11 protein-coding genes and 1 tRNA gene are annotated in these 15,243 nt (G+C 61.3%); 9 read left to right on the plus strand and 3 right to left on the minus strand.

What is annotated here, in order from left to right:
- Positions 1-214: 214 nt before the first annotated feature.
- The 5 genes from G7Y52_RS12830 (at position 215) to G7Y52_RS12850 (ending at position 8,048) form a co-directional block, all read left to right on the plus strand.
- Positions 215-2,833, plus strand: coding sequence for a PEP/pyruvate-binding domain-containing protein (locus tag G7Y52_RS12830; protein WP_165072532.1), 2,619 nt, complete (start codon positions 215-217; stop codon positions 2,831-2,833).
- On the plus strand, positions 2,824-4,527 hold the full coding sequence (locus G7Y52_RS12835) for a PAS domain-containing sensor histidine kinase (RefSeq protein ID WP_165072534.1): 1,704 nt from the start codon (positions 2,824-2,826) through the stop codon (positions 4,525-4,527). Before G7Y52_RS12830 ends, G7Y52_RS12835 begins: the two co-directional genes overlap by 10 nt.
- 102 nt (positions 4,528-4,629) lie before the next feature.
- Positions 4,630-5,010 (plus strand): response regulator, encoded by a 381-nt coding sequence (locus G7Y52_RS12840; RefSeq protein WP_165072536.1) that lies wholly within the window; start codon positions 4,630-4,632, stop codon positions 5,008-5,010.
- Between the two features lie 261 nt (positions 5,011-5,271).
- Positions 5,272-7,935: a PEP/pyruvate-binding domain-containing protein gene (locus G7Y52_RS12845; RefSeq protein WP_165072538.1), complete on the plus strand. Its 2,664-nt coding sequence runs from the start codon at positions 5,272-5,274 to the stop codon at positions 7,933-7,935.
- 37 nt (positions 7,936-7,972) lie between these two features.
- Positions 7,973-8,048, plus strand: a tRNA-Val gene (locus tag G7Y52_RS12850).
- A gap of 392 nt (positions 8,049-8,440) precedes the next feature.
- Here the strand turns inward: G7Y52_RS12850 and G7Y52_RS12855 are convergent.
- Positions 8,441-9,319: a hypothetical protein gene (locus tag G7Y52_RS12855; RefSeq protein ID WP_165072540.1), complete on the minus strand. Its 879-nt coding sequence runs from the start codon at positions 9,317-9,319 to the stop codon at positions 8,441-8,443.
- A gap of 439 nt (positions 9,320-9,758) precedes the next feature.
- On the opposite strand from G7Y52_RS12855, the gene G7Y52_RS15380 reads away from it, so the two are divergent.
- Both G7Y52_RS15380 and G7Y52_RS15385 read left to right on the plus strand, forming a co-directional pair.
- Positions 9,759-10,556 carry a PAS domain-containing protein gene (locus G7Y52_RS15380; RefSeq protein ID WP_241159748.1) on the plus strand — a complete coding sequence of 266 codons (798 nt, stop codon included), beginning with the start codon at positions 9,759-9,761 and terminating at the stop codon, positions 10,554-10,556.
- Between the two features lie 9 nt (positions 10,557-10,565).
- A complete protein-coding gene (locus G7Y52_RS15385) occupies positions 10,566-11,990 on the plus strand; it encodes a bifunctional diguanylate cyclase/phosphodiesterase (RefSeq protein WP_241159749.1) in 1,425 nt (474 codons plus the stop codon).
- A gap of 28 nt (positions 11,991-12,018) precedes the next feature.
- Here the strand turns inward: G7Y52_RS15385 and G7Y52_RS12865 are convergent, their stop codons facing one another.
- Positions 12,019-12,588, minus strand: coding sequence for a hypothetical protein (locus tag G7Y52_RS12865; protein WP_165072542.1), 570 nt, complete (start codon positions 12,586-12,588; stop codon positions 12,019-12,021).
- A 103-nt stretch (positions 12,589-12,691) separates the two neighbouring features.
- On the opposite strand from G7Y52_RS12865, the gene panC reads away from it, so the two are divergent.
- Positions 12,692-13,540, plus strand: a complete 849-nt coding sequence (panC, locus tag G7Y52_RS12870) for a pantoate--beta-alanine ligase (RefSeq protein WP_165072544.1) — start codon at positions 12,692-12,694, stop codon at positions 13,538-13,540.
- Positions 13,541-13,704: 164 nt separating this feature from the next.
- On the plus strand, positions 13,705-14,880 hold the full coding sequence (gene metK, locus G7Y52_RS12875; RefSeq protein WP_165072547.1) for a methionine adenosyltransferase: 1,176 nt from the start codon (positions 13,705-13,707) through the stop codon (positions 14,878-14,880).
- 49 nt (positions 14,881-14,929) lie between these two features.
- On the opposite strand, the gene G7Y52_RS12880 is transcribed toward metK, so the two are convergent.
- A partial coding sequence (locus G7Y52_RS12880) for a hypothetical protein (protein WP_165072549.1) occupies positions 14,930-15,243 on the minus strand: 314 nt, incomplete at its 5' end.

Consider the following 15,243-nt stretch of genomic DNA (forward strand, 5'->3'; position numbering starts at 1 on the left):
CCGCGCCGAATGAGCGTCCAGACCGCGTTCTGGACGCGAAATGATGGCAGCGCCGCTTTTGAAATTGAATAATTTCAAAAGCAAAATGCTCTAAAATAGTTGAGAATGCGCAGGATAGTGCTAACACGCCCTAGAGCGGTTTGCTGTTGAAAACGGCAAACCGCTCTGGCAAAACCATCTAACCGCAGAGCGCAGGGCCGCTGACGGAGTCGCCATGTTTCTCTCCCGATTGCTGGCTTTTCTCAAACGCCCCACAAAAGCGGCTCCGTGCCCGACCGCGTCCGACTCCCGCGACGCGGAACATTTTTTCGCCCTGCGCCATCATTCCTTCAAGCTTTTTCTCACGGCCTGGAATAAATTCCAGGAAACCATGACCGAGCTTGAATATACGCTGTGCTGCGATCACCCCTTCGGGCTGTACCGCGTGCGGGCGCTCTGCACCAGCGTGTCCACCCAGGTTTTTCAATGCATTCAGCAATTGGAACGTCTTGATGCAGGCCCCTGCGCCGCGCTCTATGCCCGCTTCGCGGAGCTGCAAAACATCGTGGCCGCTGAAGTCTATGAACCGGAGTCCTGTTTGCTGGGTCCTTTGGTCCTGCCCCTGGGCCACCCGGATCTGGCCGCCGCGGCCGAGGCCGGGCTGGTGGATAAGGCCACGATCCGGCTGGATGCCCTTGGGCATCGTTATCCTGAAGTGATTCCGCCGGGTTTTGTGGTCACGGCCGCAGGCTGCCAGCGGCTGTTTCTGGCTGACGACGTGCAGAGCGAGATCCACCGCCGGGTACAGGCCGCCGGGGGCTTTGGGACAAATCATCTGGACAGGCTTTCGGAAAGCCTGGGTTCGCTGGTGGAAAGCACGCCGCTGCCGCCGGAACTGGCTGAAGCCGTGCTGGCGGCCGTAAGGGAACTGCGGGCGCGCTGCAAGGGCCCCGTGCGACTGGTGCTGCGCGGCCGCCTCTGGCCCCTGCATGAAGAAAAGGATGCAGATCACGGCCTGCTGCTCTGGGGCCCTTCCGTGGCATTGGCTGCGCCGGATGCGGATATTCTTCATGCCCTGCACGTCACCCTGGCCCGCAAGGAGCGGGCCCAGGCCCTTGTGTACCGGCGCGCCCGCGGGCTTGCGGAGGCCGACGCCGGGCTCTGCGTGACCTGCCTGGCCGTGGCGGAAGGCAGCCGCGGCGGGCTGGCGCACACCGGCAGCCCTCTCCGGCCGCAGGACGCGCATGTCTCTGTGTACGGCTGCGAGGGTCTGCCTCAGGAAATGGAATATTCCGAGCTGCCTGTGGATCTGCTGCGCGTCTCCAAGGCGGAACCGCATGAAGTGAGCGGGCGGGAGCCGCACGATCCGCGGCATCCGGTGCTCAATGACGCCACTGCCCTGAAGGTGGCCGCGCTGGGCCTGGCGCTGGAGAAAAGTGAAGGCAGACCGCTCTCTCTGACCTGGGTGCAATCGCCCGCAGGGGAGGTGCGGCTGCTGCTGGCGCGCCCCCTGATCCGTGCGGACGGGATCGGGGAATCGTATGATCCGGCGCGGCCCGCGGCAAATCCGGATGAGCTCCCCGCGCCCTTGCTGGAAGGCGGCGTGGCGGCAAATCCGGGCAGGGTGTGCGGCCCGGCGTTGGTCGCCGCGGATTGGGATGATGTGCGCCGTTTTCCCCAGGGCGGCATCCTGGTGGTTGCCCATGACAGCTATGTCTGGGCTTCGCTCATTGATCGGATCGCGGGTCTGGTTGCCGAGCAGGGCCTGTTGGGCTCGCGGCTGGGCTCCCTGGCCCGGGAGTTCGGCAAACCGGCCGTGTTCGGCATGGCCGGGGCCATGCGGCGGTTGCAAAGCGGGCAGAGGATCACGCTCTGCGCGGACAGCGCCGGACAGTGCCGGCTGTACCCCGGGCAGGCCGATGCGCTTCTGGCCGGGCTGGCGCCGCCGCGTGATTTCATGCCGGGCAGCCCTGTTTTCCGCATATTGCAGCACGCGGCCACGCATATTCTGCCCCTGACCATTGATGCGGACAGCGCGGATTTCACGGCGGCCAATTGCGCCACATATCACGACATTGCCCGCTTTTGCCATGAAAAGGCGGTCAGCGCCATGTTCGCCCTGGGCGCGGAGAAGCAGTTCGCGCCCATGCGCGTCAAGCAGTTGCGCGACGCGGTGCTCAAGCAGTTCTGGGTCGTGAACCTCAGCGACGGCTTTGCGGTTCATCCCCCGGGTCCGGTCATTGACATTGAGCAGATAACCTCATGTCCCATGCGGGCCCTCTGGCGCGGCATGAACGCCTACCCCTGGCAGGGGCCGCCGCCGCTGGACGGCAAGGGCTTCCTGGCCGTGCTCTTTGAGGCCACGGCCAACCCGCATCTGGACCCGGCGGCTCAGACAAGCTACTTTTCCGAAAAGAATTATTTTATGATTTCACGCGAGTATTGCAGCCTGCACTCGCGTTTCGGCTTTCATTTCGTTTCCGTGGAGGCGCGCCTGGGCGAGCGCCGCAAGGAAAATTATCTGCTTTTCCGGTTGCGCGGGGGCGCTGCGGACATTGAGCGGCGTATTTTGCGCGTCCGGCTGGTGGCGGATCTGCTCTGGGAATTCGGCTTTGAGCCGGTGGTGCGCAACGATGCGGTCAGCGCGCGGCTGGAAGGCATGAATGCGGAAGACGGGGCGCATTTGCTGGCCGTGGCCGGCTATATGACCATCCACACCCGGCAACTGGACATGATCATGCAGGATGCGGCCCAGGTGGCGGCCCGGCGCGAGCAGATGCTCGCCCATTGCCGCGCTTTGTTTACCGGCCGGGATTTGCCCGCCGACGCGCAGGAGGCAAAAACATGCTCTTGACCTCGCCCACGCCTCACCGCGGCTACAAGCGCATTTACCGCCGCCTGCTGTTGACGCTGCTTTTGCTCGCCTTGACGCCCCTGGCGGCGCTGGGCCTTTTTTGCCTGGATCGGATCAATATCATTTACGACGAAAAAATCAGCGCCGGCATTGAAGCCGTGACCAGCAGCAAGCATCGCGCCCTGGATACCTTTATTGTGGAACGGGTCGGGCAGATCAAAACCCTGGCCTTCACCCATCCCTATGCGGAACTCAGCGATCCGGCGCGCCTGAGCGAGATCTTCAGCGTCATGCAGAACAACAGCCGTTCTTTTGTGGATCTGGGGATCATCGGCATGGACGGCCGCCATGTCTCCTATGTGGGCCCGTTCGACCTCCATGAGGCCGATTACACGGATACGCCCTGGTTCCGGGAGGTGCTGCGCAAAGGCGTGTATGTCAGCGACGTGTTCATGGGCTACCGGCATGTGCCGCACATCATCATTGCCGTGCTGCGCCATGAGGGCGGCCGCAGTTACATCATGCGCGCCACCATTGACATGGAGGCCATTGACGCCCTGCTGCGGCGCGTCTATTCCGGCCGGCGCAGCGACGCTTTTCTGGTCAGCGAACAGGGCGTGCTGCAAACGGATTCGCGCTATTACGGCAAAATCATGGACAAGCTGCAAATGCCCCTGCCCAATCTCTCCCGCAGCAGCATGGTCACTGAATCCCTGAGCGCGCCTCACGGCAAGGAATTGCTGGCGGCCATGATGCGCCTGGAATCCGTGCCCTGGGTGCTGGTGGTGGTGGATGACGTGCGCGAGAGTCTGGAGCCCTTGCGGCAACTCAAGATGCTGATTCTGCTGTTTGTGGTTCTGGGCGGAGCGCTGGTCAGCGCGGGCGCCGTGCTGTGCACGCGCCACCTGGTTTCCACGCTGGCGGATTTTGATCAAAAGCAGGCCCATATCGACGCGCGCATGCTGCAATCCAGCAAAATGGCGGCCCTGGGCAAAATGGCCGCGGGCGTGGCGCATGAGGTCAACAATCCTCTGATGCTGATTCAGGAAAATGCGGGCTGGATTCGCGATCTGCTCGACGACGAGAGCCCGGAGCGCATGAAGAACTATCAGGAAATCCTGGAGAGCACCGCGAAGATCGAGCAGCATGTGGCCCGGGCCAAAGGCATCACCCAACGCATGCTGGGCTTCGGGCGGCGCATGAACCCAAGTCATATGGAAATTCTGCTCAGCGCCCTGGCGGATCAGGCCGTGGAAATGCTCAAAACCGAAGCCGCGAACCGCAACATAGCGATCAGTAAAGAGTATGATCCGCAGTTGCCCGTGATCTTGTCCGATCCGGCCCAACTGGAGCAGGTGTTCATTAATATCATTGATAATGCCATCGACGCGGTGGGCAAGGACGGCAAGCTGACCATCCGGACCGAAGCCTGCGGCGCGGGCGCGCGCATTACCTTCACGGACAGCGGGCCGGGCATGGATGAGGAAACCCTGAAACGGATTTTCGATCCCTTTTTCACCACCAAGAAAGTGGGCGAGGGCACGGGCCTTGGCCTGGCCATCTGCTATACCATTCTGGAAAAACTGGGCGGTCGCATTGAGGTGAGCAGCCGACCGGGAGAAGGCAGCAGCTTTTGCATCACCTTGCCGCATGAGGCGGCGCCAGGCCCGGCGGAAGAATCCGTCCAGGCCTGAAGCAGCGTGCTTTGCGCGCCGACGCGCCGCCTTGCGGCAGGCGGCCTGGCGGCACAAACAGCGCACAAACGGCTTTTCATCACCCTTTGCCCAGGAGCAGGTATGCGTGTGCTTATTGTGGACGACGAAGTGGAATTTCTGCAACTCATGGAGAAACGCCTCTCCCGGCGCGGCATGGCGGTGAGCACCGCGCCCGACGGGCAAACCGCGCTGGCGCTGCTTGAGGCGGCGCAGGCTCCGGACGAAGAGATGTTCCGGGTGGTGGTCATGGACGTGCGCATGCCCGGCATGGACGGTCTGGAAACCTTGCGCCGCATGAAGCAAAAGGCCCCTGCCCTGCCGGTCATCCTGCTCACCGGGCATGCCTGCATGGGCGTGGCCGTGCAGGGCATGGATCTGGGCGCGTATGACTATATGCTCAAGCCTGTGGGCATCAGCGAGCTGATCATCAAAATGGAAGAAGCCGTGGGTTCCGCCGGGTAGAGCGTTTTGCTGAGGGCTGATCCTAGAGCAGATTACCTTTGACGTTTTATGAAAGTCAAAGGTGGCATTCAGGCGAAAAACGCGGTTTTCGCCTGAATGTACGCCGCGTTGCGGCGGCTGCCGCTTTCGCGTCAGCAGAGCATTTTCAAAGAGAAAATGCTCTAGGGCCAGAGCGGTTTCATTGTGAAACCGCGCAAGAAAGACCCCCTGACGCGGCAAACGGCAGTGGCGGGTTTGGCCGGGCCTGTTCAAGAGGTCGCTATGTGGAAAAAAGTTCTTGAAAGCGTGCGCCGTCTGTGTGGCGGCAGAAATCCCGACGCTACCCCTGACGTTGAGGAACTGGCCCGCGAAGAGGAGTTCAAGGCCCGTTTGCGGGAACGCTGCGCGCGCTTTCGCCGTTTGCTGGCGGCCAACAAAAATGCTCTGGAAGCCATGAGCGATGTTGAGGAGCGCCTGACCGGAAGACGCCCCTTTGGCATGAGCTATGTGCGCGCTGTGAGCACGCGCTCGACCGCCGCGGTTTTTCAGATGGTGCGCGAGCTGAATGCCCTCTCGGAGAACAAGTATGCCGGGCTTCAGGCTGCTTTTGACCGCATTCGTCAGGAAATGGAAAGCATGTTGAGCCGGCGCATCTCCGTTGCCGACGGCCCCTTGATCCTGCCGCTTGAAGACATCCGCCTGGCGGATCTGCCGCAGGTCGGGGGCAAGATGGCCAATCTGGGCGAGCTGGCCGCGGGGGTGGGCCTGGATGTGCCCGTGGGTTTCGCCGTGACGGTCAGCGCGTACGAGCGTTTTATGAACTGCAACGGTCTGCGCGACGAGCTGGAGAGCCGCATCCAGTCCACGGACATGCGCAGCCTGGATGCGCTTTTCAGCCTGTCGGCAGCGTTGCAGCAACAGGTGCTCACTGCGCCCCTGCCGCCGGAGCTGGAAGAGGCCATTACGGAGGCTGTGGAAAGGATGCGCGAGCGCCTGGGGCCGGACCTCAAGCTTGCGCTGCGCAGCAGCGCCGTGGGCGAGGATGCGCTGGGCGTGACCTTTGCCGGGCAATACCGTTCCGAACTCAATGTCCTTCCCGAAGAAGCCTGCGAGGTCTGGAAGGAGATCGTGGCGGCAAAATATGCAGTGACCGCCATGAGCTACCGCTTTCAGCACGGCATTCCGGACGACGCTGCGCCCATGAGCGTGGGCGTGCTGGCCATGGTCAAGGCCGCGGCCGGGGGCGTGGCCTACAGCCGCGATCCCGTGGCTGCCGCCCAGGGGCTTGAACGGGTGGCGCTCAATGCCGTGCCCGGCCTGCCGCAAGCTGTGGTGGACGGAACAGTCACGCCGGATGTTTTTATCTTCAGCCGCGAAAATCCGCCCCGGCTTCTGGAAAAGCGTATTGCAAACAGGCAGCCCGGGCAGGCAACAGCTGCCGTGGAAAAGGCAATGTCCGCGTCCGGGCCTGAACATGGAGTCCGCGGCGGCGCGAGCCTCAGTGACGCTCAGGCCGCAACGCTGGCCCGCGTGGCGCTGGCCCTGGAAGAATATTACAGCGAGCCTCAGGATGTGGAGTGGGCCATAGAGGCCGGGGAGGGGCGCGTGGTAGTGCTTCAGAGCAGGCCGTTGCGCGAGGCCGCCGGGGCCGGGGAGTGCTCGGATGCCGCTGCTCCGCCCGCTCCCCCGCCGCCGGGGCTCACTGTGCTGGCCTGCGGCGGGGTGCCCGTAAGCCCGGGCGTGGGCATGGGGCAGGCTTTTGTGGCCCGCAAGGAAGTGGACATGCTTTCTTTCCCCGCCGGCGGGGTCCTGGTGGTGGAGCGCGCCCGTCCGCGCTGGGCCACCCTGCTTCCGCGCGCGGCCGGACTGATCAGCGAAACCGGCGGCATGGCCGGGCATCTGGCCTCGGTGGCGCGGGAGTATCGCCTGCCCGCGATTTTCAGCCTGCCTGACGCCTGCCGCCTTTTGGCCGATGCCGGGGAAGTGACTGTCGATGCTTCGCGCAACAGGGTTTTTGCCGGGCTTCAGCCCCAGTTGCTGGCGGACTGCGTGGCGCAGCCCGATCTGATGGCCGGGAGCCCGGTGCAGGAGCGCCTGGCCGCCCTGGCCCGGCTGATGACGCCGCTGCACCTGCTGGACCCCGAATCCCCGGACTTTTCCCCGGCAAATTGCCGCAGCCTGCATGACATCACCCGCTTTTGCCATGAAAAAGCGGCGCGGATCATGTTTGACGGCGAAGCGGGCGCCAGCCGCCGCATGGGCAAGCAGCTCAAGGCCGGGGGGAAACTGCAATACTGGGTGGTGGATATGGGCGGCGGCTTCACGCGCCCTGTCCGGGGTTCTGTGGTGGATCTGGCCGAGATCGCCTGCGCGCCCATGCTCGCCCTCTGGGACGGCATGGTCGCCGTGCCCTGGGCCGGGCCGCCCTCTGCCGGCGCGGCGGGCTTTATGAGCGTTGTTTTCGAGAGCGCCATGAATCCGGAGCTGGAAAGCATGGCCCCCAACAGCATGGCCAATCGCAACGTCTTCATCATCAGCGCCCGCTATATGATCCTGCAGGCCCGCTACGGCTATCACTTCTGCACGGTGGAATGCCTGGCCGACGACGACAGCCACGACAATTTCGTGAGCTTTCAGTTCAAGGGCGGCGCGGCCGATCGCGAACGCCGCCGCCTGCGCGCGGAGATGTTGGCGGAGCTTCTGGAAAATCATGATTTTCGCGCCGAGGCCAAGGACGACTCGCTCTTTGCCGTGGCCGAGGGCCTGGATGCGCAGGAGACATTGCAGCGGGCGCGCCTTTTGGGCTATCTGCTGATCCATACCCGGCAGGTGGATATGATCATGCTGGATCGCGACCGGGCTGAAGCCCTTGGCAATAAGCTGGCCAGGGATATGCGGGAACTTTCGCAACGCCCCCTGCCGGCTTTTGAACGCAGGGCGCATTGACAGCCCCCACGGGCTGTGCAATATATATTCAGTTAACGGGCAGTTAGCTCAGTTGGTGGAGCATCGCCCTTACAAGGCGGGGGCCACAGGTTCAAGTCCTGTACTGCCTACCAATGATTCCTATGTGTTAGAGCGGTTTGCTGTTGAAAACGGCAACCGCTCTGGCGGTCGCAGTAACCAGTCGCTGTCTTCATCCGTAGCTTCCTTCGTCGCAACGGCTGAAGCAATGCGCCTGAAAACCACGCTTTTCAGGCGCTTGTCCCGCTTGCGGGGGCTTGTCCCGCTTGCGGGGAAATGATGGCAGCGCCGCTTTTGAAATTGAATAATTTCAAAAGCAAAATGCTCTGCTGACGCGAAAGCGGCAGCCGCCGCAACGCGGCGTACATTCAGGCGAAAACCGCGTTTTTCGCCTGAATGCCACCTTTGACTTTCATAAAAAGTCAAAGGTAATCTGCCCTAGAGCGTTTTTTGATTGAAAATGAATATGTTCAATCAAAAAATGCTCTCAGATGTTGCCGCTTTTTATATTCCCCGCAGCCCGATAGGGGCTGAAATAATTGGTCCCCCAGGTCAGCGCCAGAACGAAAAGCGCGGCGAACAGGCCAATAAGCGGGCTCCAGAGCGGCGGGGCCGAGAGCGAAAGGCGCATGAGCAGGGTGCCGATCACAAAGCCCGAATTGCGGAAAACAGCATGATAGGAAGGCATGAAGCGCTGGGCTATGAGCACCATGGCAATATCCGCGAAGATCAGGATCGTGTAGAGCGTTTCAAAAAATCGCTGATCCGAACCGGTCTGCAGATACAACAGCAGATCGCGCGCGCCGATGCCGAAAAAGATCAGAAATAGGGTCAGGGCCAGCAGCTTCTTGCTCATGACGTAACGCATGCGCATGTCCGGGCTCTGGATGAAGGGGTGCCGCCGCGCAATGCGCTTGTAGAGGCCAAGGCAAAGAAAGACGCAGAGCGCGCCTGCGCCGGAAACGCCGATCTCCACCACCCGCAGAATGTTGTCGATGTCGATGGACACGGGTTCGGGCAGGGATGAGAGCTCCTTGAAGGCGTTGCGCAAGAGAATCAGAGTCAGGATTTCAAACTGCTTGCCCATGGACTGGGACAAGGATGAGGGAATGACAAAAATCAGGCTCATGACCTCCATGCCCAGGATCAGGGTGAAGGCCAGGTGAATGGAATAAAAGTGGCTGTCCGGCGGCTGAGGCAGCCAGAGCGGATAAAATCCCAGTCGTTTGAGCTCCACGCCCGCCAGCGCCGCCAGATAGATCCAGAGCAGAACCAGGGCCACGCGCCGCTGTGTGGACGGTCGTTCCCAGAAGTGATGCAGCCAGTCGAACATGTCGGTGAGCGGCTGAAGCTTGTGTATCAGCATAGAACCTCTGCGCCGCGCGGCATGCGCGCAGTATGCGTGAGAGAAGTGCGGCCAGGCACGAAGATAGCCGGACAGGCGCAAATGTCAAAGGCGCGCAGGTGACGTTTTTGCGGCGCGCCCGGCCTATAATTTTTGAGCATGGTGGCGTGGCCACGCTCTTAGAGCAGATTACCTTTGACTTTTTATGAAAGTCAAAGGTGGCATTCAGGCGAAAAACGCGGTTTTCGCCTGAATGTACGCCGCGTTGCGGCGGCTGCCGCTTTCGCGTCAGCAGAGCATTTTCAAAGTGAAAATACTCTAAGGCAGACGCAGAAGGCGCATCCGCCCTGCGAAAGCACAACCGGGGCATTTACAAAAGAGCGGCGGCAATGGTATTTTTATGCCGCAAGGATGTGCTTGTGCGGAAACCTGAGCGCCGTCAGGCGTCAAAGGCGCGGCTATGGAACAGCGGCCCATGCGTAAGCCGGGTACGGCAACAGACGCCACTGCGGACGAGGTGCAGCAGGCCCGTTACAATTGCGTGCTCCGCAGCATCTACGACGAAATTTACGAAGCGAATCCTGCCGATGACTCCTACCGCGTGATTCATGAGGGGGATGTGCGCTTCTGCCCCCCGCCCGCGGGGTACGGCCTGGCCGAAACCGTGCGGGCCATTGCCGACGATCTGATCCATCCCGAAGACAGGCAGGTTTTCCTGCGCCTTCTCAATCCCCAGGAACTCCAGAAAAACACGGACCGGGAAAAGCGGGAATACCTCATCGGCGAGGTCCGCAAAAAATGCCGCGACAGCCGCTACCGCTGGGCGCGGTTGACGGTTTTTCCCCTCTCCGGGCCTTTGGAACAGCCTCTGCTGATGGTCTGCGTGCAGGATATCGACGCGCAGAAGAACGCCGGCGGCATTGCCCGCGAAAATGCGCTGCTGCAACGTCAGCGTCTGGACAATCTGCGCTACAAGACTGTTGTGGATCACACGGACACCCTGGTTTTTGAATGGCGCGGGCACGAGCCCACCTATACTTCTCCGCGCATTCCCGAGCTGCTTGCGGGCAATTACGACGGCCGCCGGCTCTTTGATGTCTGGCGCGAGGACGGCGTGCTCTATCCGTCCGACAGGCCGGTTTTCGAGTCATGCCTGCGCGAAATGGCCGCAGGCTCGCATTCCGGGGAAATGACCGTGCGCCTGCGGGTTCGCGACGGGCGCTTCATCTGGTGCAAAGTCACCTATACCTGTCTGTAAGATCCGGATGTGGGCGTGCGCTGCATCGGCACCATCAACGACGTGGACAGCGTGACCCGCGCGGAGCAGACACTGCGTTTCAGGGCGGAATATGACCCCCTGACAGGCGCATACAACATGCAGACCTTTTTTGAAAAGGCCGGGCGGCTGATCCGCCAGAATGCCGGAGGCTCCTGCTATATTGTGCGTTTCGATGTGGCCGGCTTCAAGGGCATCAATGAAAGGTTCGGCCTGGACGAAGGCAACCGGCTCCTGCGGGCCATTGCCCATCTCGTGCGCAAAAATCTCCATAAAGGCAAGGAAACCTTTGCCCGCCTCTCCGGCGACATTTTCGCGGTCTGCCTTTCGGGTGACCGGCAGCGGGTTCGGGAATTTGTGGAATGGCTCTCCAGCCAGATAAACGACTATACCCAGGCCTACCGGGCGCAGCTCTTTTTCGGCATCTGCCCGGTGGCAACGCGCAAAGCGCCGGTGCATGTGCTCTGCGACTGGGCATTTCTCGCCCTGAAGACCGTCAAAGGCAGCGACCTGACCAACTATGCCTTTTACGACGGCGCATTGCGCCAGCGCGTGCTGGATGAGAATTACATCAGGGATCAAATGCACGAAGCCCTGGAAAAAAAGCAGTTCGTGCTCTTTCTGCAACCCAAGGTGGAAATTTCCACGGGCCGCATTGTGGGCGCCGAAGCCCTGGCCCGCTGGCAGCACCCAGAGGACGGCCTGATCCTTCCCGGCCGTTTTGTGCCGCTTTTTGAGCGCAACGGCTTTATTATCCGCTTTGACGAGTACATCTGGGAACTGACCTGCAAAATGCTGCGCCACTGGCTGGACAAGGGCTACCGGCCCGCGCCCGTATCCATCAACGTCTCGCGCATGCATTTCAATGACGACAAATTTTGCAACAAGCTGTTGCGCCTGACAGACAAGTACGAGCTGCCCCGGCATCTGCTGGAACTGGAGCTGACCGAAAGCGCCTTGTTTGAAAGCGAAAAAAACCTGGTCCGGGTCATACAGGATCTGCAAGAACAGGGCTTTCACTTTTCCATGGATGATTTCGGCACAGGCTATTCCTCACTGAGCACCTTGCGCTCTCTACCCTTTAACATCGTCAAGCTCGACCGGACCTTCATCAGCGACGGCCCGGACAATGAGCGCGGCCAGATCGTGGCCCGGAACACCATTGAAATGGCGCGGCAACTCCAGATGAAAATCATTGCCGAAGGCGTGGAAACCCTGGAGCAGGCACGCTTTCTGCTCAGCATCGGCTGCAATTACGCGCAGGGCTATTACTACGCGCGCCCGGTTGACGTGGAGGAATTCGAGGTGCTCAGTTTTGTCCAGGAAAAGGCCTTCTGGGTGGCCCCCACTCTTCAGGCCGAAGCCCGCCGCAGAGGCCTGCCCGTGGGCGTTGCCGCGCCTGAAAGGGAATACTGAGGCGCAGCCCTGGGCCTGCCGCGCCGGTTCAGAACGGCAGGCGCAGAAGGCGCAGCGTTTCCGGCTGAATGCAGAGCAGACGCCCGGCGCCGACAGCCTCGGGGCGGGTGACAAAGCTCTCCTTGCGGATATTCAGGATAGCCTCGGCCTCATGGCTGCAATCAAAGAGATGCAGCGTTTCCGCGTCGATGCGATCCGCGGTGGTCCAGTGCCGGTTGACCGGCGGCCCGTCCGGCGTCAGGTTGCGCGAAAAACGAAAAATGATCGCGCGCGAGGTCCCGGGCGTCAGCCATTCCCGGCAGCAGGCCCAGACCTCTTCCTCCGAGGGCTTGTCCGCCTCGGCAAAGGGTTTGCGCACTTCCAGAGGAAATTTTTTCTGCTGGGCGCGCAACATGCCGTCAACCAGATTGAGATAATCCGTCTCCTGAAGAAGTACGGCCTTGAAAGCGTCCGGGGAGCCGGCCAGGGCCAGCAGGGTTTCATTGAGGATGTCCCGCGCTTTGAGCACCCGGATGCCGTGGGTCAGGCGCAGTGCGTTGAGCACGGCGTACATCGCGCAGAAGGTATCCAGTTTGCCCTGATAAAACGGTTTCAGCATGCGGCTCCTCCCGCGCCTTTTATGCCATTGACGCTTTTACTTTACAAGCAGGATGCGGCCATGTATAAGAGGACATTCATTAACTATATCACAATACCTTGATATGCAGATATTAACTACTCCGCAGGATCTGGCGGCGCGCTGCCGCGCATGGCATGCCGCGGGCGAAGATATCGCCCTGGTTCCCACCATGGGCTATTACCACGCCGGGCATGAGGATCTCATGGCCCACGGCCGCGGCCTTGCCAAACGCCTGGTGGTCAGCCTGTTCGTCAATCCCGCCCAGTTCGGACCCGGCGAGGATCTTGAAGCCTACCCGCGCGACGCGGAACGCGACGCCGCCATTGCCGAAAGCCACGGCGTCGATGTGCTCTTCATGCCGGAGCCGGGCTCCATGTATGCGCCGGATCACGCCACCTGGGTGGAAGTGCCGGATCTGGCCAAAGGCCTCTGCGGTCAGAGCCGCCCCACTCATTTTCGCGGCGTCTGTACCGTGGTGCTCAAGCTCTTTCTGCTGACCGGAGCCGAGGTTGCCGTTTTCGGGCAAAAGGACTGGCAGCAGCAGGCCATCATCCGCCGTATGGTCCGGGATCTCAATGTGCCGATCCGCATTGAAACCCGACCAACGACGCGTGAGGCCGACGGGCTGGCTCTTTCCTCGCGCAATGTTTACATGACCGCCCGGGAGCGCGCCCAGGCCCCGGAAATCCGGCGCGGCCTGCTGTATGCGCAGAAACTGGTCAGCGACGGCGAAAAAAATGCAGCCGTTCTGCGCGAGGCCGTGCTGCGCCGCTGGGCCGAGCGTCTGCCCCTGGGGCGCCTGGACTATCTGGCGGTGGTGGACCCCGAATCCCTCGACCCGCTGGACGAAATCAACGGCCCGGCCCTGATGGCCTGCGCCGTGCACATGGGCAAATCCCGGTTAATCGACAATATTTTGCTCCGTTCCTGATACGATGCCGCAGAGCTGCCGCAGCCTTCGCTCCCATCCCGGCGGCACTGCGACGCGTTGCCTTGCCTGCGGCGTCAAACAATCCCGGATTTGGGCATTCGCAGGTACAATTCACATAAAACGAGTCATTTCAAGACCTCATCCAAGGCCAGCAGAAGGAGAGAGTGATGCAAAACAAGGGCAAATACTATTTTACCTCTGAATCCGTGACCGAGGGCCACCCCGACAAAGTGGCGGACCAGATTTCCGACGCCGTGCTGGACACCTTGCTGGCCCAGGACTCGGAGGCTCATGTGGCCTGCGAAACCCTGGTAACCACAGGCATGGCCGTGATCGCCGGCGAAATCAGCACCCGCGGCTACGCGGATCTGCCTGCGGTGGTACGCGAGACCATCAAAAATATCGGCTACAACAGCTCGGAAATGGGCTTCGACTGGCAGACCTGCGCTGTCATCTCCTCCATCGGCCATCAGTCGCCGGACATTGCCCAGGGCGTGCTGCGCTCCAAGCCCGAGGATCAGGGCGCGGGCGACCAGGGCATGATGTTCGGTTATGCCTGCAATGAAACCTCCACCCTGATGCCCGCGCCCATCTATTGGGCCCACCAGCTCTCGCAGCAGCTTGCGCGGGTGCGCAAGGACGGCATTGTCGACTTTTTCCGCCCGGACGGAAAAACCCAGGTTTCCTTTGAATATCAGGACGGCAAGCCCGTGCGCATCAATAACGTGGTGGTTTCCACCCAGCACGCGGCCCGCGTGAGCCAGGGCGAAGTGGCCGAAGCCGTGAAGGCCGAAGTGATTCGCCCCATTCTGGAGCCTTCCGGCTACTTTGATGAAAAAGACTGCGAGATTTTCATCAACACCACAGGGCGCTTCGTGGTGGGCGGCCCTATGGGCGACTGCGGGCTCACGGGCCGCAAAATCATTCAGGATACCTACGGCGGCAGCGGCCATCACGGCGGCGGCGCCTTTTCCGGCAAGGACCCCTCCAAGGTGGACCGTTCCGGCGCGTACATGGGCCGGTATATTGCCAAAAACGTGGTGGCGGCGGGTCTGGCGCCGATCTGCGAAGTGCAGATCGCCTACTGCATAGGCGTGGCGCAGCCGGTGAGCGTGCTGGTCTCCTCCCAGGGCAGCAGCGAGATTCCCGACGAGGTGCTGACCAAAGCCGTGCGCGATGTTTTTGACCTGCGCCCCTACTTCATCAGCAAGCGACTGGATCTCAAACGCCCCATCTACCGAAAGACGGCCTGCTACGGGCATTTCGGCCGCGAACTGCCGGAATTTACCTGGGAAGCGACGGATGCCGCGTCGGATTTGCGCACCGCCGCAAAAGTGTAAGGGCATCCGATCCTTTTCGCCGTGGTCGCCATGCCGGCCCGCAGCGGGCTCAAGCGTAGAGACGGCAGGATGAACAGGCAGCCCGGCCTGGCTGTGTAGAGCATACTACGCGCCGCCGGGCCGCTTGTTTTTCCTGCGTGCAGAAGGAGCGATTTTTTCGCGCTGGCAAGGCAGCGGCGCGGTTTTGAGCGCAGGGTATTTTAGAGCAGATTACCTTTGACTTTTTATAAAAGTCAAAGGTGGCATTCAGGCGAAAAACGCGGTTTTCGCCTGAATGTACGCCGCGTTGCGGCGGCTGCCGCTTTCGCGTCAGCAGAGCATTTTCAAAGTGAAAATGCTCTAGAGCAATTTCACTTTGAAATT

The organism is Desulfovibrio sp. ZJ200 (assembly GCF_011039095.1).
In the GTDB taxonomy this organism is placed as follows: domain Bacteria; phylum Desulfobacterota; class Desulfovibrionia; order Desulfovibrionales; family Desulfovibrionaceae; genus Desulfovibrio.